Annotated in this window: 19 protein-coding genes, 1 tRNA gene and 1 pseudogene; 6 read left to right on the top strand and 15 right to left on the bottom strand. The window is 62.4% G+C overall.

Annotated features, from left to right (window positions below):
• Positions 1-459 precede the first annotated feature (459 nt).
• From JOZ76_RS35575 to JOZ76_RS35530, 10 genes are all read right to left on the bottom strand, one after another.
• Positions 460-1,872 (bottom strand): TolC family outer membrane protein, encoded by a 1,413-nt coding sequence (locus JOZ76_RS35575; protein WP_291706046.1) that lies wholly within the window; start codon positions 1,870-1,872, stop codon positions 460-462.
• 211 nt (positions 1,873-2,083) lie between these two features.
• Positions 2,084-2,749 carry a protein-L-isoaspartate O-methyltransferase family protein gene (locus tag JOZ76_RS35570; RefSeq protein WP_291706045.1) on the bottom strand — a complete coding sequence of 222 codons (666 nt, stop codon included), beginning with the start codon at positions 2,747-2,749 and terminating at the stop codon, positions 2,084-2,086.
• A gap of 175 nt (positions 2,750-2,924) precedes the next feature.
• A complete protein-coding gene (locus JOZ76_RS35565; RefSeq protein WP_291706044.1) occupies positions 2,925-3,104 on the bottom strand; it encodes a hypothetical protein in 180 nt (59 codons plus the stop codon).
• A 364-nt stretch (positions 3,105-3,468) separates the two neighbouring features.
• Positions 3,469-3,543, bottom strand: a tRNA-Asn gene (locus JOZ76_RS35560).
• A gap of 127 nt (positions 3,544-3,670) precedes the next feature.
• The gene (locus JOZ76_RS35555; protein WP_291706043.1) at positions 3,671-4,102 is read right to left on the bottom strand and encodes a hypothetical protein; all 432 of its coding nucleotides are present in this window, start codon (positions 4,100-4,102) and stop codon (positions 3,671-3,673) included.
• Positions 4,103-4,132: 30 nt separating this feature from the next.
• Positions 4,133-5,077 carry a DUF2950 domain-containing protein gene (locus tag JOZ76_RS35550; protein WP_291706042.1) on the bottom strand — a complete coding sequence of 315 codons (945 nt, stop codon included), beginning with the start codon at positions 5,075-5,077 and terminating at the stop codon, positions 4,133-4,135.
• A gap of 2 nt (positions 5,078-5,079) precedes the next feature.
• Positions 5,080-6,729, bottom strand: coding sequence for a DUF3300 domain-containing protein (locus tag JOZ76_RS35545; protein ID WP_291706041.1), 1,650 nt, complete (start codon positions 6,727-6,729; stop codon positions 5,080-5,082).
• Between the two features lie 461 nt (positions 6,730-7,190).
• Complete coding sequence (locus JOZ76_RS35540) at positions 7,191-8,420, bottom strand: HlyD family secretion protein (protein ID WP_291706040.1); 1,230 nt, start codon at positions 8,418-8,420, stop codon at positions 7,191-7,193.
• Positions 8,413-8,883 (bottom strand): hypothetical protein, encoded by a 471-nt coding sequence (locus JOZ76_RS35535; RefSeq protein ID WP_291706039.1) that lies wholly within the window; start codon positions 8,881-8,883, stop codon positions 8,413-8,415. The genes JOZ76_RS35540 and JOZ76_RS35535 overlap by 8 nt, the downstream gene beginning before the upstream one ends.
• A 53-nt stretch (positions 8,884-8,936) precedes the next feature.
• Positions 8,937-9,356, bottom strand: coding sequence for a hypothetical protein (locus JOZ76_RS35530; protein ID WP_291706038.1), 420 nt, complete (start codon positions 9,354-9,356; stop codon positions 8,937-8,939).
• A 171-nt stretch (positions 9,357-9,527) separates the two neighbouring features.
• Here JOZ76_RS35530 and JOZ76_RS35525 point away from each other — a divergent pair, with 171 nt between their 5' ends.
• Complete coding sequence (locus tag JOZ76_RS35525) at positions 9,528-9,986, top strand: hypothetical protein (protein ID WP_291706037.1); 459 nt, start codon at positions 9,528-9,530, stop codon at positions 9,984-9,986.
• A 4-nt stretch (positions 9,987-9,990) separates the two neighbouring features.
• A complete protein-coding gene (ppk2, locus tag JOZ76_RS35520; RefSeq protein ID WP_291706036.1) occupies positions 9,991-10,812 on the top strand; it encodes a polyphosphate kinase 2 in 822 nt (273 codons plus the stop codon).
• Positions 10,813-10,839: 27 nt separating this feature from the next.
• Here ppk2 and JOZ76_RS35515 read toward each other — a convergent pair whose 3' ends face one another.
• Positions 10,840-11,280, bottom strand: a complete 441-nt coding sequence (locus tag JOZ76_RS35515; protein WP_291706035.1) for a hypothetical protein — start codon at positions 11,278-11,280, stop codon at positions 10,840-10,842.
• A 192-nt stretch (positions 11,281-11,472) separates the two neighbouring features.
• Between JOZ76_RS35515 and JOZ76_RS38660 the strand changes: the two genes are divergently transcribed.
• Entirely contained in the window at positions 11,473-11,949 is a 477-nt protein-coding gene (locus tag JOZ76_RS38660) for a hypothetical protein (RefSeq protein ID WP_441300155.1), read from the top strand.
• 173 nt (positions 11,950-12,122) lie between these two features.
• Here JOZ76_RS38660 and JOZ76_RS35505 read toward each other — a convergent pair whose 3' ends face one another.
• Together JOZ76_RS35505 and JOZ76_RS35500 are read right to left on the bottom strand one after the other, a co-directional pair.
• Positions 12,123-12,764, bottom strand: coding sequence for a response regulator transcription factor (locus JOZ76_RS35505; RefSeq protein ID WP_291706033.1), 642 nt, complete (start codon positions 12,762-12,764; stop codon positions 12,123-12,125).
• A 9-nt stretch (positions 12,765-12,773) separates the two neighbouring features.
• On the bottom strand, positions 12,774-14,612 hold the full coding sequence (locus JOZ76_RS35500; RefSeq protein ID WP_291706032.1) for a sensor histidine kinase: 1,839 nt from the start codon (positions 14,610-14,612) through the stop codon (positions 12,774-12,776).
• A gap of 255 nt (positions 14,613-14,867) precedes the next feature.
• Between JOZ76_RS35500 and JOZ76_RS35495 the strand changes: the two genes are divergently transcribed.
• The 3 genes from JOZ76_RS35495 (at position 14,868) to JOZ76_RS35485 (ending at position 17,056) form a co-directional block, all read left to right on the top strand.
• Complete coding sequence (locus JOZ76_RS35495; RefSeq protein ID WP_291706031.1) at positions 14,868-15,539, top strand: helix-turn-helix domain-containing protein; 672 nt, start codon at positions 14,868-14,870, stop codon at positions 15,537-15,539.
• Between the two features lie 215 nt (positions 15,540-15,754).
• Positions 15,755-16,402, top strand: coding sequence for a CoA transferase subunit A (locus JOZ76_RS35490; protein ID WP_291706030.1), 648 nt, complete (start codon positions 15,755-15,757; stop codon positions 16,400-16,402).
• A gap of 3 nt (positions 16,403-16,405) precedes the next feature.
• Positions 16,406-17,056 carry a 3-oxoacid CoA-transferase subunit B gene (locus tag JOZ76_RS35485; RefSeq protein WP_291706029.1) on the top strand — a complete coding sequence of 217 codons (651 nt, stop codon included), beginning with the start codon at positions 16,406-16,408 and terminating at the stop codon, positions 17,054-17,056.
• Between the two features lie 17 nt (positions 17,057-17,073).
• Here the strand turns inward: JOZ76_RS35485 and fabI are convergent, their stop codons facing one another.
• Both fabI and JOZ76_RS35475 read right to left on the bottom strand, forming a co-directional pair.
• Complete coding sequence (gene fabI / locus JOZ76_RS35480; protein WP_291706028.1) at positions 17,074-17,865, bottom strand: enoyl-ACP reductase FabI; 792 nt, start codon at positions 17,863-17,865, stop codon at positions 17,074-17,076.
• Positions 17,789-18,062 (bottom strand): annotated as a pseudogene (locus tag JOZ76_RS35475) (hypothetical protein); the annotation flags it as partial. The gene fabI and the pseudogene JOZ76_RS35475, both read right to left, overlap by 77 nt.

Below are 18,062 nucleotides of genomic sequence, written 5' to 3'. Positions count from 1 at the left end.
TCTTTTCGCGACGGTGGCGTCCGGCACTTCAGAATCGGACCACTGGCTATGACAAGATTCGCCGATTCCGGGTGTGTTGGCCGGAACTTTCAACGCGCAGGCCTGACTTGTCCCCAGTTCGCGCTTCGCACGATTGCGCCCATCATCATCGTCCCGCCTCCGGCCCGCGTGGGCAGGAAGCGGCACAACTGGCGGGTGATTCGCGCGAATCGCTCTGCCGCGAAGAAAAGGCTATGTCATGGCAGCGCGCGAATGCAAGCAAGGGGCTGCTGCGGCGCGTGCGAGATTGGCTTCAGGATGTCCGATCAGCGAATGTCGGACGCAAGCCGCGCGGAATCTTTGGTGCCAGTGTCGGTTGGTTCTGACGCGCGTCGATGCGTCCGCTGAAAAAGTGATGCGAACGTCAGAACCGGGTTAGTTGCTGCTTGCAAAAAGCTTCGCGCGCAATGGCGCGAGCGATTACTTGCCGTCGGGCGTGCGGACGCCAACCCAGCTGTCGCGAACCTGCTGATAATGCACGCTCGGATCGTAGACCTGGGTCGCAAGTCCAAGCACCTGCGGCGACAGCCGTCCCACCGCGCTGAGCACGCTGTACGAGGAGACCACGCGATCATGCTGCGCGGTGACCAGCGCGATGCGGGCATTGACCAGCGCCTGCTGCGCGTTGAGCACGTCGAGCGTGGTGCGCTGGCCGGCCTTGGCTTCCTCGCGGACGCCGTTGAGCGCGACCTCGGCCGCGGTCACCTGCGCCTGCGCCGACACGACCTGGGCCTTGTTCGCTTCAAGCTGGCCCCAGGCCTGAACTGTCGTGGCACGGATCTGGTCGCGGGTCTGGTCGAGAGCCAGCCGCTGCTGGGTCACCGTCTCCTTGGACTGGCGGATCAGGGCATATTCGGTGCCGCCCTGATAGATCGGGACGGTGAGCTGCGCAGTCAGAGAAGCGTTGAAGCTTTTGAAGATCGTCAGCTGCTGCTGGTAGGCTTGGTTGACAGCAGCCTGTATGTTGACGGTCGGGAGCAGCGCGCCCTCGTTGATCTTGACGTTCAGGAACGCAACGTCGACGCCGTACATCGCTGCCGTGACGTTCGGATTCTCGATCAGGCTGACATCGACGGCTGCGGCCATCGATTTCGGCAGGAAACGATCCACCGGTGAGCCTGGCTGAAGGTTCGAGGGCTCGTTCCCGATGATGCGGCGGAAATTCGCCCGCGTCGTCACGAGCTGCGATTCCGCGGTCTGCTCCTGAGTCTTGCCGGCGGCGAGCTGGGCTTCCGCCTGCGCAACGTCGGTGCGCGTCACCTCGCCGACATTGAAGCGGTCGCGGGTCTGCTTCAGCGTTTCCTCGAGCACATGCACGTTGCTGCGCTGGACCTCGACAGTCGCGGAGTCGCGCAGATAATCCATGTAGATGGTTGCGGCATTGAGCAGCACGGTCTCTTCGAGAACGCGGAGGCCCTCGCGGGCACCGGACACCTGACCTTCCGCCGCGCGCACCCTGTTGGCGGTCGTCTGCCCGTCATAGACCGTCTGGTTTACCGTGAGGCCCGCCGAGAGCGGCGTAGTGACGCCGCTGGCCACGGGTTTTAGAGGCCTGCCCGTAGCGAAGTCGGTACCGGCGAGCTGCGTCTGGCTCGAATACTGCACGCCGGCGTTGGCCGTCAGCGCGACCTTCGGCCGGTAGCCGGACAGCGCCTGCGGCACGTTTTCGTCGACCGATCGCACCTGCGCGCGCTGCGAGTTGAGCTGCGGATTGCCCTGATAGGAGCGCACCAGCGCAGCCTCGATCGTATCTGCGAGCACAGGGACCGGCCCTGCGCAGGTCAGCAGAAGGACCGCAGCCGCTGCTCCGGTGACGACCTTCACCCCATACATCCCTGTTATTCCATTCATTCTCATACGAGCCGCGCGCTGAGCCGTTTCAGCCATGCGCGCGGATTCGCCACCCCAAGCCGACAACATATTCGGTGCGGAAGCGCGAAGGAACCACCCGCTGGCCTAACCCCACCGAAACTGTGAGTGTGCAGCATCCGAGCCACACTTCTGATTCAGAACGATATTTTGACGGACTTGTGGCTCGGCCGGCCTAGAACACGAACGCCGGGACCCGCTCGAATCCCGGTAAAATCGGTGCCGCTGCGTCGAAAAGAACCCGGGTCCCGAAATCGCCATGGGATCGTGTCACGACCATGGCCCTCGGCGGGCGTGTCGTCGCGAACACACCGACCAGCCGGCCGCCCTCCTTAAGTTGTTCGCAGAGGATTTCGGTTGTGGTTTCGGTTGCGCCGCCCAGGATGATGGCATCATAGGGCGCGTTTTCCGGGTCGCCCTGGAGGAGCTCTGTCGTCTTCAGCGTCACGTTCTGGATACCGCTCTCGGCCAGTGCGGCCTGTCCGCGCCCGACGAGCGCCGAATCGGTTTCGATGCCGGTGACCTTGGCGGCAAGGCGGGCGGCCAACGCCGCGATATAGCCGGTCGCGCATCCGACGATCAGGACGCTGTCATTTGCGGCGATCCCTGCGGCCTGCAGCAGTTTTGCCGTCAGCTGCGGCTTCAGCAGGTAACGTTTGACGGCGGCATTCTCGCTGACCTCGAGGTCCAGATCGAGATAGGCCAGCGCGCGCTTGCTCTCCGGCACAAAATCCTCGCGCGGCACGGCCAGCATGGCGTCGATGATGCGGTGGTCGGTGACATCGCTGGTGCGCACCTGGCCATCGACCATTTTCTGGCGCGCGCTCGCAAAACCGGACATTGGCGGACCCGAAAGAACCAAGGCGGCATGGCCGCGAAGAGGAAGATCTATGGCTCCTCTTTTGGTACAGGCTTTGCGAAAACGCAACACGCTGGCGGGGCAATCCCGGCAGGGCCTTGCGAGCGTCGGGGCGCCCTCGCATACCGTTCCAGGGTTGCCGGGAAAAGCGCTGGCCTTATTCGATGGTCACCGTCAGTTTGCCGATCAACCTTGCGACCTCATCGAGATGCCGGGAATCGGGTTCGGCGACGACCCGTGCCAATCGCTCGAGGCACTCTTCATAGCTCAGCGCTGGCCCATCGTCGGCAACGATCGAAGGCGCGCGCCGGCTGCGATCGATTGGGATGACTGACATCGAATCACTCCATATAACCTTGCGGCTTGCAAAAGACTCGCGGTCAAATGCGTCGATTTGGCGTTCAATGAGCAGCGCGTGCGGCGCGCAGCCTTGGAGCCGCTCTAATGCGCTGATGTCTTGGAGTCTAATCGCCATCGCGTGAGGCGGATGACATCGCGCTTCAGTGACTGTCCGCACACTCAAGTCGTCTCTTGAGGTCCAAAGGAGCATCGCTTGCACGGTCCCGGCCGCGGCCTTGTGAAATTGCCGAGTGCTGGCGAACCCTTGCTAACCGCGGCAAACCGTCACGCCGCCGAAAACGCTGCTTCCGCAGAGCCTTAGCCACCGTATCTGAACCTGGCGATTGGTGAGCGGGAGGGTTTGGCTCCCCGGGCTGGATTCGAACCAGCGACCATTCGATTAACAGTCGAATGCTCTACCGCTGAGCTACCGAGGAATGAGCGAAAATGTTCGCGCGGGGCAGCGTATAACAAAGCCTTTTCGACTTGCATAGGCCGAAATGAGCTCTGTCCAGAGCGGCCCAGCCGGGGCGGAACACGTGTTCCGACAGGCTCTTGGCGCGTTCAATCAAGCGCGAATCTGACCCGGCTCAGATTGGCCGAGAACTCCAGGCCCGCCCTCGGCCCCTGAAGCGTGATGATCACGCCCCTTCTGTTCTTCAGTTGCACTCCGCCGGCGCCGCCGACCAGCGCGCCGCCGAGGCCGAAGGCGCGATAGCTGCCGGGGAAATCGCCCAGCTTGCTCATATAGGAGGCCCGCCCGTCGAGATGCGTGACGGCCCCACCGAGCGCCAGACCAAGGCTCAAGCCGTAGACCGTGAAAGGGTACTCACGGCCTTCGAACGTCAGGACTCCCCGTCCCGCACCGACACCGCCGACCAGACCCGCCTTCGTGAAGGTGACACTGAGATAGCCGTCCTTGGCGCGGGCTGGCGAAACGAGTGTCACCCACACAAGCAGCCCGAGGAGGCCGATCTTTGCTGCATACTTGGTCAAGGATGCTCCCGCCCTGCGCTGTGCCTTGTCCTAATGCGATTGCGGACTCTCGATTTCAACCTTCTTCCATGTCTGATCGGGGTCGAACGCCCGCATGCGGCCGGCAATGGTTTCGGTCCGCTCGCCCAGGTCCTTCTGGTAGACCGTCCCGGCATGGTTGACCAAAAAGGTCATCACGCCCGAATTGCCATACTCGGCCGGGTAGGCGACGAGCGCAAAACCGCCGATCATCTTGCCGTTGACGACATAGTTCAGCGCACCGCCGGGCGCGTTCGGTCCCTGCCGCGTCAGGATCCGATAAAAGTACCCGTGATAGGGCTGCGGCTGATCGCTGAGTTTGTAGCCCTCGGTTGAGGCCTCGGCGACCAGTTCGCCGAGCGGACTCTCGTTACCCTCAGATGACCAGAACAGGCCGTCCTTCTTGCCCGGACTGCTGACGACGCGCTGCGCGTAAACGCCCTTGCCGGCGCCGGCGGGATCTTTGTCCGCATAGTCGTTCTGTGCGTCGACATAGGCGAGCGCAGTCTGGATCGCATCGAGCTCGTTGCGCCCGATCCGCCGGTACAGGATTTCCTGGCGACCCGCAGCGGTGTCGAACTCCCAGCCCGACCGGTTGCGGGTCAAGGGAATCGGAAACGGAAAATCGTCCGGTCCGACGATGAGAATGGCCTTCTTGTCGCCGTCATAGCTCAGCGCATGTTTGGCGTCATAGGCGGTGAGAAAGCGCTCGCGCAACTCCTTGTCCGCGACAGCATCGCCGGATTCCACGATCTCGGCAGCATCGGGACCGAGCACCCTCAGCATGGTCCTGGCGGCGCCGGACTTGACGGCGCCGGCCAGAGCGTCCGCCGCCTGCTCTGGTGACTTGAACGATTGCTGCGCCGAGACGGACGACACCACCAGAACCGATGACGCTACGGCGATGAGGCCCGAGGTCCGGCAGCGCTGGAGCAGGGCTGAAACAAGGGAGGTCATGATCAGATCCTCCCTCGCGTTGCCGGAATTCGAGCGCCGCCGGCGAGCCATTCGTGGAAACTGCGGAATTTCAATCCGAGCCTGTCATAACGGACGCGCAGATAGCCATCGTGCCCGCGCGTGACCGCATCGGGCCGCAGCACCTGCACTTCCTGCGCGATGACGCCGACATAGGCCGTGTCGCTACCGATGTAACTGAAGCGATAATAGCCGAGGCCATTGTCGAGATGACCGAGCAAGCTCACGTCGTGCTTCAGCGCGATATCGGAGCGTCGCCCGCCCCCGCCACCACGGAAGCCGCCTCCGCCGCCGCCACCGCGGAAGCCGCCGCCTCCCATTGCACGGGCACCGCCGCCTCCCATGGACGCGCGCGCTCCACCACCGCCCATGCTTGCAAAGCTCTGCCGGCCACGGGCCGCCTGGCTACTCGCCGCCCTGCCCGACTGCATCCGCATGGCGCTATCGCGGCCACCGCCACGGCCTGCGCCTCCGCCGCTGCGACCTCGATCGGCCGAACGAGCCTGCTTGCTGCCCGGTCGGTCGCCGCCGCCGCGATCCGCCCGATTTCCACCGGACCGATCCCGCGCGGTGGCACGATCTCCGCCACGGTCACCCGCGCCGGCCCGGTCACTTCGGCCACGATCGCCTGCACCTGCCCGATGACCTGCGCGATCACCCGCACGATCGCCGCTACGATCACCCGCACCCGCGCGGTCCTTCCCGGGATTGAGCACCTGCTGGCCGCCGCGGCCGCGAAAATCCATGCGGTCCGCGCTGCCGGCGCGCAGATTGTTGTTGCCGAAGCGCTGCGCGACATTGGCGTTGTTGTAGCGAACGCCCTGGCGGTGAATTGAATTGTGCGTCCAGTTGTTGGTGAGATGATTGACGTAGACGTTCCGGTTGCCCCAATTGAAGCCGCCGCCCCAATAATTGCCCCAGCGCGCCAGTGCGTAACCGGCGCCGAACGCCAGACCGGCGGCAACCACGCCGGCGCCGATGTAGGACGGGTAGCCCCAGTAATAAGGCGGATAATCCGCATAGGGCCAGGTGCCGTAAACCACCGCCGGATCGTAATAGGGAACGTACATGGTGTCCGGATCGGTCGGCTCGATCACGATCACCTGCTTGTTCTCCTGGGTCTGCACCGTGACCTTCTGCTGCTTGGTCGAGACCAGCTTGTTGTTGGCCTGCGCCTTCTGCCGCAGCCGCTGGATTGCATCCATCAGGTCCGCCTGCTGGGCCAGCATCGCATCGCCGAGACTCTTCGTCCAATCGAGCTTGTCGCTCATCATGTCGAGCACCGTCGGCGTCGCAACCAGCGCCTTGACGCTGTCATCCCAACCCTGCTTGCCCGCTTCGGTCTTGAGCTGATCGCCTTTCAACTTCTTGTTCTCCTTGGCCCAGCGATCGGCCTCCACCACTTCCAAAGGATAAGTCGATGCCGCGAGCATGTTGGCGAGCAGCGCATCTGGATAGAGCGCAATTGGCGCGACGAGCGCTTCGAGCTGCTCGGGTTTCAACAGCTCGTCCGTTGGCGATGGAGATGCTGAGGGTGAGGCTGATGGCTGGGCGCCCGTATTCTGCGCGGCCGCGACGAACGGCGTCGCAAGGACAATAGCCAAGGCAAAGATCAGCTTTCTGCAACGCAGCATATCATTTCTCCACTCCAAATCGAGGATCAACGAACCGCCGCGCGCGGGCGCAGGGCTTGATCAAGATCAAGGGTCCCACGCAATGAGGAGCAGTTCGTGCTGCGGAAACTTGTTTGCGGCCCAAGCTCGCGAGCTTGCGTTCGAGATGCGCGTATTCGCCGCCATTGATCTAAATCAACGGACGAGCCGGCCTGACGCCGAGTGTCATCGCGCCAGCGATCATCGGTCTGCGCGCACGGACGCGTATGGGCGCGTCTACACCAGATGCTAGGCCGTTCATGTTTCACTTGACCCAACCGTCGCGACAGCAACGGATCCTGGTCGTCGCCGCCATTCCCTGCATGCCGCCTTTGTTTCTTACTGCTGGCACATGCGACCGACGAAACTGACCGTTGCCATCGGCCCGGGATGGCGAGGCGCCCACGCGAGCCGGAAAGCGGACGCCGCGGCAACTCCTTGGCCTAGTGACCGCTCAAGACCAGCGTCTTGATCGGCAGCAGCAGCGCCTGGATGCGCAGCAGCATGGCATGCACCAGGCCGACCGTATCGATCGCGTGCAAAACGAAGCCGTGGACGGCGCCGGTCTCCTTCGCCGCGATCACCTCGTGATTGCTGGTATAGGCATTGACGATGCAGCTGCTGCCCGCCGTCACGTCGGCTAAGCCATCCGTCGCGATCGGCTCGAGAAAGGCGAGAATCGTGCCGGGCCTCGCCGCGCTCGCGTCGATGAGCTGCTCGCCGCCGCGGAACTGACCGGCTGCGATGTAATCCTGGACACTGGTGATGACCATCGGGATGATCGTCCACGGCACTGAGGTGCAGGCGGCCTCGGCAATCATGCCGGGCTTCAACACCTGGGCCTCGATCTGCCCAAACCCGGCCTGCAGCGCGCGCTTGCCGGCTCCCTCCGGAATCAAGACGCCCGCAGGCCGCATCAACGGATTGACGATGTCGCCCGGTCGAAGCGCGAACTGCTCGACCCGCCCGTCGACACCGGCGCGGACAAAAGTCTTGTCATACTCGACCTGCGCCTGTGCAAGTGCGGCCTCGGCGCTGTCCTTTTCCGCAGGAAGAAGCGTGGTGACGCGGGTCTCCGCGGATTGTCTTGAGGCCATCGCGGCATCGATTGCAGCCTGCCGGCCATCGACAGCGACCTGAAGCTTCTCGATGTCACGCTGCGGAACGATTCCCGGATTGCGCCGCTGCAGTTCGGTCTTGACGTCGAGCTCATCCTTGGCCTGCTGATAGTCGGTGTTAGCCTGCTGGAGTTGTGCCTCCGCCTTGGTCACCTCCACCTTGGCTGCGACCAGCTGGGCGTCCACCTCGGCGCTCTTGCGGCGCGCCGCCTCGATCGCCGCCTGCTGCTTTGAACTGTCCAGTGTGAACAGCACGGTGCCTTTGGTGACAGGCGCGCTGAAGTCGACCTTGACTTCCGCAACACGCCCCGGAATTTCGGGGACGATCGGAACGGTCCTGAAGAACAGCATCGCAGACGTGGTCGACGGATGGAAATAGAAGATCAGCGTGATTAGGCCGATGGTCAGCATCAGGCAGCCGATGATTCCCCATCTCAGCTCGAACCAGACTGAGAACAACGTGATTTCCCTGCCGAAGCGCTTGCCCTGACCATAGCGGCGGTACAGGTAGTCCGGAACCAGGGTGAACAGCGAACACAGCATGAGTTCAAGCATGGCTTGCGACCTCCTGCTTTGGAGCGTGAGGCCCCTTGATGACGCTCGGATCGGCCTTTTCGGCAGCCGCCGCCGGAGCTGATTTCTTCTCCCACCTCTCGTCTGCGACCGCTCCGTCAGAGGAATCCGCTATTCTCTCGACAGACCCCGCGATGCTGCGCAACGGCGTACCGAAATCCGGCAGATCCACCAGGGCGAGCAGCAGCCCCGCGATCCAGAACAGATGGATGTGCGTGAACAGCGCCAACAGGCCGAGAACCGCGACGATCTCGAACTGCAGCTTCTGCGACTTGTGCGCCATGCGCTCGGGCAACGTGTGCAGTCGCAGATAGAGATTACCAACGCCGAGAACCACCAGGATCAGGAAAATGCCCATTACGATCATCAAGACATCGGTTTCGCCGGGTTTGACGATATAGAAAGGCAGATGGTGAGGTGTCATCGGGTGAAGTTGATCGGTCAAGTGACCCTCCCTCGCGCGATTGCGGGCGGCATCTCGATGCTGGTGCCTCGCCCTCAGATCGGACAGCGATAGTAGCTGATGGCCATGTCCTCCATGCCCGGGAACAGTCGGGTGATCTTGTTCTCGTCATCGACCTTCAGGTCAAACTGCACGTTGGAGAGCATGATATCGGTGGCGCAGCCCGCGACGATATTGACGTTCTGGCCGTCTTCTTTCTTCGCCTTGATCCTGCATTTCGCGAACCGTCCGACCAGGCGGTCAGGTTCAACGATGAATCCGCCGCCGTGCATCTCCGAAAGCTGCGCAAAGCCGATCTGGCTGGCCTTTCCCTTGCGAACGAACACGTTCTTGCACTCATCTGCATTGGTAGCCCACGCGCCGGTCAGATCGACCGGCCACGCTGGTCCGAGCGAGGTGCAGAACGAGCCGGATACCATCGATAGGGCAAGGGCGGCCTTCCAGACAGGTCTCATGCACGTCCTCCACACCGGGCTGTGGTCCCTGCTCTCGATCCACAGCCGTTTGCGGCAGAGTGAGATGCAGGTCGCCTCTGGCAGGCTTGATCTGAATCAAGGGTGCCGGTTCCGTCGCCGCCCTAGCATCGGGAGGCCATGAATTCCGGTCTCAAGAGAAGGGATAGCGCCATGCCCGAGAAGCTCGACGATCTGTTGCCGACGGCGAAGGATATCCAGAAGCAGGCCGCTCTGAAGGAGGCGGAAAAGGCCGACCAGCACGCCAGGGCGGCCGCCGCGGCCGAGGCCGAGAAACGCGCGCTGATCGAGAAGCTCAGTAAACCGTCGGGTCTTTCGGAAGACGAGAAAGTCAAGCTCGCCTCCAGCGTGATCCAGCGCGCGGTGCGCAACGGTCTCAGTGAAGTCCAGGTCTATCGGTTTCCCAATATTCTCTGCACCGACAAGGGGCGCGCCATCAACCAGATGGAGTCCGGCTGGGAGAAAACGCTGACCGGAATTCCCAAGGAAATCTTTCAGCTCTGGTCCGACTATCTGAAGTCGCGCGGTTACCGCATCCGCTATCAGGTCATCGATTTTCCGGGCGGCATGCCCGGTGACATCGGCATCACCATCAGCTGGAAGACGGATTGATCCCATGCTCCGCGTCCCCGACACCGCACGAGACGAGCTTGCCGCGCCGAGGATGAAGCGCAAGGATTACGAAAAACAGCTGCGCAAGCTGCAGGTCCAGCTCTGCGATCTGCAGGAATGGGTGAAGGCCAAAAAACTTCGGGTCATCATCCTGTTCGAAGGACGCGATGCCGCCGGCAAGGGCGGCACCATCAAGGCGATCACCGAAAAGGTCAGCCCGCGCGTGTTCCGGGTCGTCGCGCTCCCCGCGCCGTCCGATCGGGAAAAGAGCCAGCTCTTTCTGCAGCGCTACGTCTCGCACTTCCCCGCAGGCGGCGAGATCGTGATCTTCGACCGCAGCTGGTACAATCGCGCGGGCGTCGAATACGTCATGGGCTTCTGCAGCCGCGAAGAGCACGACCGCTTCCTGTCGCTATGCCCGCAGATCGAGAAATACGTCGTCGACGGCGGAATCATCCTGATAAAGCTCTGGCTCGAGGTCGGAATGGCGGAGCAGGAACGCCGGTTCAAGGCCCGCATCGACGATCCGGTCCGGCAGTGGAAGCTGAGTCCGATGGATCTCGAATCCTACCGGCGCTGGTACGACTATTCGCGCGCACGCGACCTGATGTTGAAGGCGACAAACTCAAAGCATGCACCCTGGCACATCATCCGCTCCGACGACAAGCGCCGCGCGCGACTGAACTGCATCGCGCATCTCCTGAAGACGATCCCCTTCAAGCGCCTGCCGGACGAGCGGATACGCCTGCCGAAGCGCTCGGCCAAGGGCCGCTATGACGACCAGAAATCGTTGCGCGGGCTGACATTCGTCACCGAACGCTATTGAGCCGGTCGCTCGACGAGGTCGACGCGCTCAGCGGAGCGCGATGCTCACCCCGCCGACCGCAGCGGACAGCTCGACACCGACCTTGGGGCCGTGCAGCTGCAGGATCACGCCTTTCTCGTTCTGCAGTTGCACGCCGCCGGCACCTGCCGCGAGCGCGCCGCCGGCACCGATCACCGCGTAGCTTCCAGCGATGTCGCCCGGGCTGCGAATGTTCAGGGCGCGCCCGACCAGTTTGGTGGTCGAGGCCCCGATCGTGAAGCCGACGCTCATGCCCGACACGCTGAACGGATAGTTGTGGCCGCGGAACGTCAGCACGCCCTCGCCGCCGCCGACCCCGACGATGAACCCGCCCTTGGTGAATACCACGCGGACGGCACCGGTTTCGGCGCGCGCCGTGCCCGGCAGGAGTGCCGCCAGCAGCAGTCCAGCAAGCGCGGTTGCAGCAATTCGTCGATCGCAAGTCTTCATGACATTTCCCTCGGAAGATCCCGGTTGATTTGGGTTCGGCCCACAACGCCACAGAGAGGATCCGGCCGGCTGCCCCATTGATCTGTGTCAAAGGTCCCAATTGGACGGCAACCCCGGGAAGCAGGAGCAAGACCGCCCGCGGGAGTGCGCCGGCACAGCTCTTCGAATAGGACATCGATGAATAGAGCGCCCGTGTCGGCGCCGATCCTAATGAGCGCGGGCGGCCGCCACTCTCTCAATCGGTTCGATCAGCGATTTCGCAGCAAATGGCTTCGTCAGATAGGCAATGCACCCGGATTTGACGGCGGCAGCCCGAACCGCGTCATTGTCGTTGGCCGTGATGTAGATGACCGGCAAGGCAATGCCCGCATCGATCAGTCGATGGCGCACCTCGATCCCCGAAACGCCATTCAGCTGGATGTCGAGAATGATGCAGATCGCTGCATCGAAATCGTCGCAGCTCTCGAACGCCTCCGCCGAGTCGAAGAGCGCGCTATCAAAGCCGTGCTGCTTCAGCAGGCGTTTGATGCCCTTCAGAATGCCGACGTCGTCGTCGACGATAAAGACGAGTCCTTGGTTGGACAACGTGCAACCCTTGATACGGATCTGGTCAATCAGTGGAACGGTGATACCCTTTCGTCAAGCGTTCGTCGCGTAAGGCTCGCGTAAGCCAGATGAATACTAGATGAACCTTCGCAGATGCGTTCGCTCGTTTTCGAGCTCGTGGTATTCGCAACTCGCGACCAGCCACAATCATCCATAGGTCGCACGCATCCGCGCTCCTATTGTCCCTTGGAACAATAGGGACGAAAAGGCGGGATGTTTCCCGGGATATCTCTTGTTCAATCCGCCTTGCCATTGCCGGCGGACAGGCGTCGCAACACGTCCAATCGCTCTGCCATGGAGACCAGTTCGGCAAGCGAGTCGACGCCCATCTTCTCCATCACCCTGTGCCGGTGCGCCTTGATCGTGCGCTCCGTTGCGCCCAGTTGCTGCGCAATCTGCTTGTTGATCCTGCCTTGGACGACGAGCTCGAACACCTGCGTTTCGCGCGGGGTCAGCCGCGCGAGACGCGCGCGCAATTCATCCAGCCTTGCCTTCAGGCCGCGTGAGGTCTGGTGATGGGCCAGCGCCCGTTCGACCGCCGGCAGCAACTGCTCCGACATGATCGGCTTGGTGAGCACATCCTCCGCGCCGGCCTTGATCGCCTTCACCGTGGCGCGGACGTCGGCATAGCCGGTCACGAAGATGATCGGCAGCGTCGAGCCCAGTTCGGCCAGCCGTTGCTGCAGATCCGGACCACTGAGGCCCGGAATCTTGACGTCGAGCAGAATGCAGGCCGGTCCGCTTTCGGCGGGCATTCGATCGAGCAGCTGCTGCGCCGACGCATAGGTCGCGACCTCATAACCGGCCTTCCGCATGCGCCGCTCAAGCGCGGTTCGGAATGAGGCGTCGTCATCGACGATATGGACCGTGCCAGGCAAAGGCCCCTCCTATCGCGGCAATAACGGCAACGAGATCGAGAAAGTCGCTCCCCCCTCGGGCTGGTTCTCAGCCCAGATCCGCCCCTTGTGGGCCTGTACGATCGTGCGCGCAATCGACAGGCCGATACCCATGCCCTGCTCCTTGGTCGTAAAGAACGGGTCGAAGATCCCGTTGGGGTTCTCCGCGGGAAGGCCTGGCCCCGAATCCGAAATCGAGATCACTGCCTTGCCTCCGTCAATCTCTGTCTTGCCGATGATGGTTCGGCCGAATGGTATCTCGGTCATGGCGTCCATGGCATTAAACAGGAGATTTAGAATAACCTGCTGCAATTGAATCGAGTCTCCGTTGACGGGCAGCACCCCCGGTGCCGTGTTCAAATAAAGCGCAACATTGCGCGTCGCAGCCTGCGCCGACATCAGCTCGAAAGCTTCGCGCATGACGTCGTTGAGATCGACATCCTTGAGCTCGAAAGGCGTCCTCTTCAGGAGACTGCGCATATGACCGATGATCTGGCTGGCTCGCAGATCATCGTGGCGAATATCGGCCAGGATATCCTTGAGCTCCCGCAAGTCGGGGTTCGGTTGTTCGAGGATGAACTCCGCCGTCTCCGCGTTGGTCAGGATCGAGCCCAGGGGCTGGTTCAATTCGTGTGCGATCGAGGAGGACAACTCGCCCGCAATCGATTGCCGATGCACATGGGCGAGCTCAGACAGGCGGCGCCGCGCATCCTGCTCGGCATCGCTCCGCCGCCTGCGTTCGTGGAGCAGGACCGAAATCAGACCTGCCTGCATCAGAAGCACGGTCACGGCCAGTGCGCTCTGCCATCGATATTGCTGCCAAAGACCCGGCTCGCGAAAGCGGATCTCGCTGCCGTCAGGCAGATCGGATGCGCCCACATTCCAGCGCTCCATCTGCAGCCAGTTGAAGATCGGCTTGACCGCGTTCGTCGGTGCGATCGGAATGTGCGATACGGCCTCGCCGCCGATGATCCTGATGGCACGGACCGCTGCATCGATGCCGATCGCCTCGGGTTGCAAGACGAATCCACCGATGCCGCCGGATTCGAGAAAGGTTTCCGCAGCAACAACGATTGGACGGTTTGCAACCTTCGAGATGAATTTGAGCGAGACAGCCGGCGGATAGAAACCGCCCTCCTCGTCGGAATAAACGGCCGAATAGATGATGGCGGTTCGATCAGGCAGCTTCTCCACTTTCTGGCGCAGTTCGTCCATCGGCAGGCCGATGAACTCGGTCACCTGCAGCCCGGCGGCGGCGGTACGGATCTCCTCCCTCCAGTGCCCGAACACCACCTGCCGGCTCCAATCGTCCCCGACAAAAACAATGCCGTTCAGGTGGGGCACGACAGCACGGGCAGCTCGAATGGCATCCGCCACGCGCAGGCTGACCGTGCCGCCCGTGATATTAGGCTGCGTCTTCATGCGGGCGAGATCGTTGTCATCGATCAGACCAAACACGACGGGGAGTCCCGGCCATAACTCGTCGCGCCAGCGCAGCACCAGCTCCAGCGTCGCCGTGCCAATCGCGACGATGACCCCGATCGGCCGGTCGCGATATTTTTCGCGCAGATACTCACGCAGGCTCTGCTCGTGCGCGGCGCCACCAAAGCGGCTGAGATCGAGGCTCTCCGAGTAGATAGTCACATGCGATTGCGCATCTGCCGCGATGCGCTGGCGAAAGGCGCGAAAGATTTCATAATAGAACGGCCCTCGCAGGTCCGACTGGTCAAGAAACAGGATCGACCGCGCGCGCTGGCCCTGTGCCGGTGCTTCTGCCGGTAGCATGACGAAAATGAGACAAACAATCAGTCCTCGGATACGCATCATCATCCCACCCGGGACCGGGTTGAAATTGTCGAAACGCTAGCATCCGATTGCGGGACCGGGAATATGCCCGCGACAGTTGGCCACGATGGTCCGGCGTTGCGACATGCACGTTCGGGCATTGTCCTTTGGGGCAATGTCCGAAGGGACAATGCCTGTTGAGCCAATAGTCGGTGGAGGCTCGCGCGTCGTACACGTCGATGGACAGGGGCGGCGGCTCCCTCAAGAAGCGAAAAGCTCAGCCAAACAGGGAGATAGTCCATGTTTGTCAACGTGAACGCCAATCCGGCGAACCGGCAAAAATTTACCGGCGAACTCGGCGGCCTCACCCGGGCCGAGGTCATTTTGAGCGAATTCAAGTATAATCGCGGCGCCGAGATCTTCGGCGAAGCGGAGCCTGCGGAATACGTCTACCAGGTGATCGATGGCGCGGTCCGCAGCTACAAGCTGCTCTCCGACGGTCGGCGGCAGATCGGCGCCTTTCATCTCGTCGGCGACATTTTTGGCCTGGAGAATGGCCCCGTGCATCGCTTCACGGCGGAGGCGATCATCGACACGACCGTTCGTCTTGCGAAACGGGTCAGCCTCGAGCACGTGGCCGAGACCGACGCGCTGGTCGCCCGTGATCTTCTCAGCATGACGACGAGCAATTTGCAGCACGCCGAGGACCACATGCTGCTGCTCGGACGCAAGACCTCGCTGGAGCGGGTGGCAGCCTTCCTGCTCGAAATGGACCGCCGGCTCTCGGCTGCGGGCGTGATGGCGCTTCCGATGAACCGCCGCGACATCGCCGACTATCTCGGCCTGACCTTGGAAACGGTCTCCCGCGCGCTGTCATGCCTCCACGGAAAGGGCATCCTGGGCTTCCTCGGCCAGACCCAGCGACAGATCATCCTGCTCGACCGGCCCGGCCTTGCCAGACTAGATCTCTAGTTCGTCGGTCGTTTCGGCCCATTCGGTTCGGACAAAGAACAGGCTCGATCCGTTCGCAAAGCAGTCCGCGCGGCCGTCGAACGCAGTCGTACGGTGGCCTAACTGCCGGATACGGACCTTTGATACAGATCAAGGGAATCTCGCGTCATCAGTCCGAGCTTGCGCTGCGAACATCGAGCCTTCCGCTCGTTTGTACCCTGTTCGGAGCTGTCCAAATGAGATCCGTGTCCGCGCAAGAAGCCATCGCCATGATTCCCAACGGCGCATCGGTGATGGTGGGCGGCTTCATGGGTGTCGGCACGCCGGAGCGGCTGCTCGACGAATTGGTGCGGCAACAGAAATCCGAGTTGACGCTGATCTGCAACGACGCCGCCGTGCCCGGCAAGGGTGTTGGAAAACTGTTCGACGCCGCGCTCGTCTCGACGCTCACGGCCAGCCATATCGGCCTCAATCCAAAGATTCAGCAGCAGATGATGGCGAACAGGATCGCGGTCGACCTGGTGCCGCAGGGCACCCTCGTGGAGCGCATCCGCGCCGGCGGCTGCGGTCTCGGCGGCGTGCTGACGCCGACCGGCATCGGCACGATCGTCGAGGAAGGCAAGCGCCGGGTCGACATCGACGGCCGGAGCTTTCTGGTCGAGACCGCCCTGCACTCCGATTTCGCTCTGATCCATGCTTTCCTGGCCGATTATCTCGGCAACCTTTCCTACGCGCTGACCGCGCGCAACTTCAACCCGGTCATGGCGATGGCCGCGGATACCGTGATCGTCACCGCGGAGCACATCGTTCCGGTCGGCGTCATCGCGCCCGATCACGTCATGACCCCCGCGCCCCTTGTCGATTATCTCGTAGCGAACGGGTGACCCATGGACCCGCAATCCATCATCGCGCGACGTGTCGCGCTCGAACTGCGATCGGGCGATCTCGTCAATCTCGGCATTGGCATTCCGACCCTGGTGGCAAACTACGTGCCGTCCGAACTGAAAATCTTCTTCCAGTCCGAGAATGGACTGATCGGCACTGGCCCGATCCCCGAACAGGGCATGGGCCATCCGCTCCTGACGGATGCGGGAGGACGGCCGATTAGCGCCCTGCCCGGCGCATGCACCTTCGACAGCGCCATGTCGTTCGGCCTGATCCGCGGCGGACACGTCAATGTCACGGTGCTCGGCGGCCTGCAGGTCGATGCATCAGGCCATCTCGCAAACTGGATGATCCCGGGCAAGATGGTGCCCGGGATGGGCGGTGCCATGGATCTCGTCACGGGGGCGCGGCGGGTGATCGTGGCCATGCAGCACGCCGCGAAAGGCAAGTCCAAGATCGTGCAAAGATGCAGCCTACCGCTCACCTCGGCGCGGCCGGTCGATCTCGTGGTCACCGACCTCGCCGTGATCGGCCTTGCCGGCGGCCGAATGACCCTCATGGAAACCGCGCCCGGCGTCAGTGTCGCCGAGGTCATGGCAGTGACCGAAGCGGAGCTTGCGATTCCCGACAAGGTGCCGGAAATGAAAATCTGACTGGTGGGAGCTGCCGCTCAATCGATGATGTGATAGCCGCCGTCGATATACATGACATCGCCGGTGATCAGTTTTGCGCCATCAAGGGCGAGAAACGCGGTCGCAGCGCCGACATCATCGATCGAGACCAGACTCCGCGTCGGCGCCTTGCTCTGCGCCTTGTCCAAAAGTTCGTCGAATTCCGGGATCCCGGATGCCGCGCGCGTGGCCAAGGGTCCCGGCGAGATCGCGTGGACGCGAATGCCCTTGGGGCCAACTTCAGCGGCAACGTAGCGCACTGCCGCTTCGAGAGCCGCCTTGGCAACCCCCATGATGTTGTAATTCTCCACGACCATCTGGCTGCCGTAATAGGTCATGGTGAACATTGTGCCGCCATTCGTCATCAACGGCTCGGCAAGATGCGCCATCCTCAGAAAAGTCCAGCACGACACGTCCATGGTCTTCAGAAATCCGTCGCGCCCGACGTCGATGACCCGTCCGTGCAGGGCTTCCTTCGGCGAGAAGGCGATCGAGTGCAGCAGGAAATCGAGCCTGCCCCATTCCTTGCCAATCCGCTCGAAGACCTGCTCCATCTGACCTTCGACGTTGACGTCGAGCGGCATGATGATCGGCGCCTCCAGCACCTTGGCGAGCGGTTCGACATGTTTCTTCGCGCGATCGTTGAGGTAGGTCACGGCAAGCTCGGCGCCCAGCGCGCGGAACGCTTTTGCACACCCCCAGGCGATCGACTGATCATTGGCGATGCCGACGATCAGTCCCTTCTTCCCCTTCAGCGCGACCTTGGTTTCTGGAAAGACCGGAATGTTCATATGCCCTCTCGCGTCTGGCATGTGAGCGGGTGGTCCACAGCACGGATAACGTATGTTCGGCGATCATTCGCTCTTCGTCGGTCGGAACGACGTAGATCGGAACAGAACTCGCGGGTCCCGATATCTTCAGCGCGTGCGCGGCATTCGCGCCGGCATCGATGGATACGCCCAGCCACGCGAGCTTCTCGGCGACACGT

This window comes from Bradyrhizobium sp. (assembly GCF_019244115.1).
GTDB lineage: Bacteria > Pseudomonadota > Alphaproteobacteria > Rhizobiales > Xanthobacteraceae > Bradyrhizobium.
Note: the sequence above shows the minus strand (reverse complement) of the source record. Positions and strands in the feature narration are given on the sequence as shown.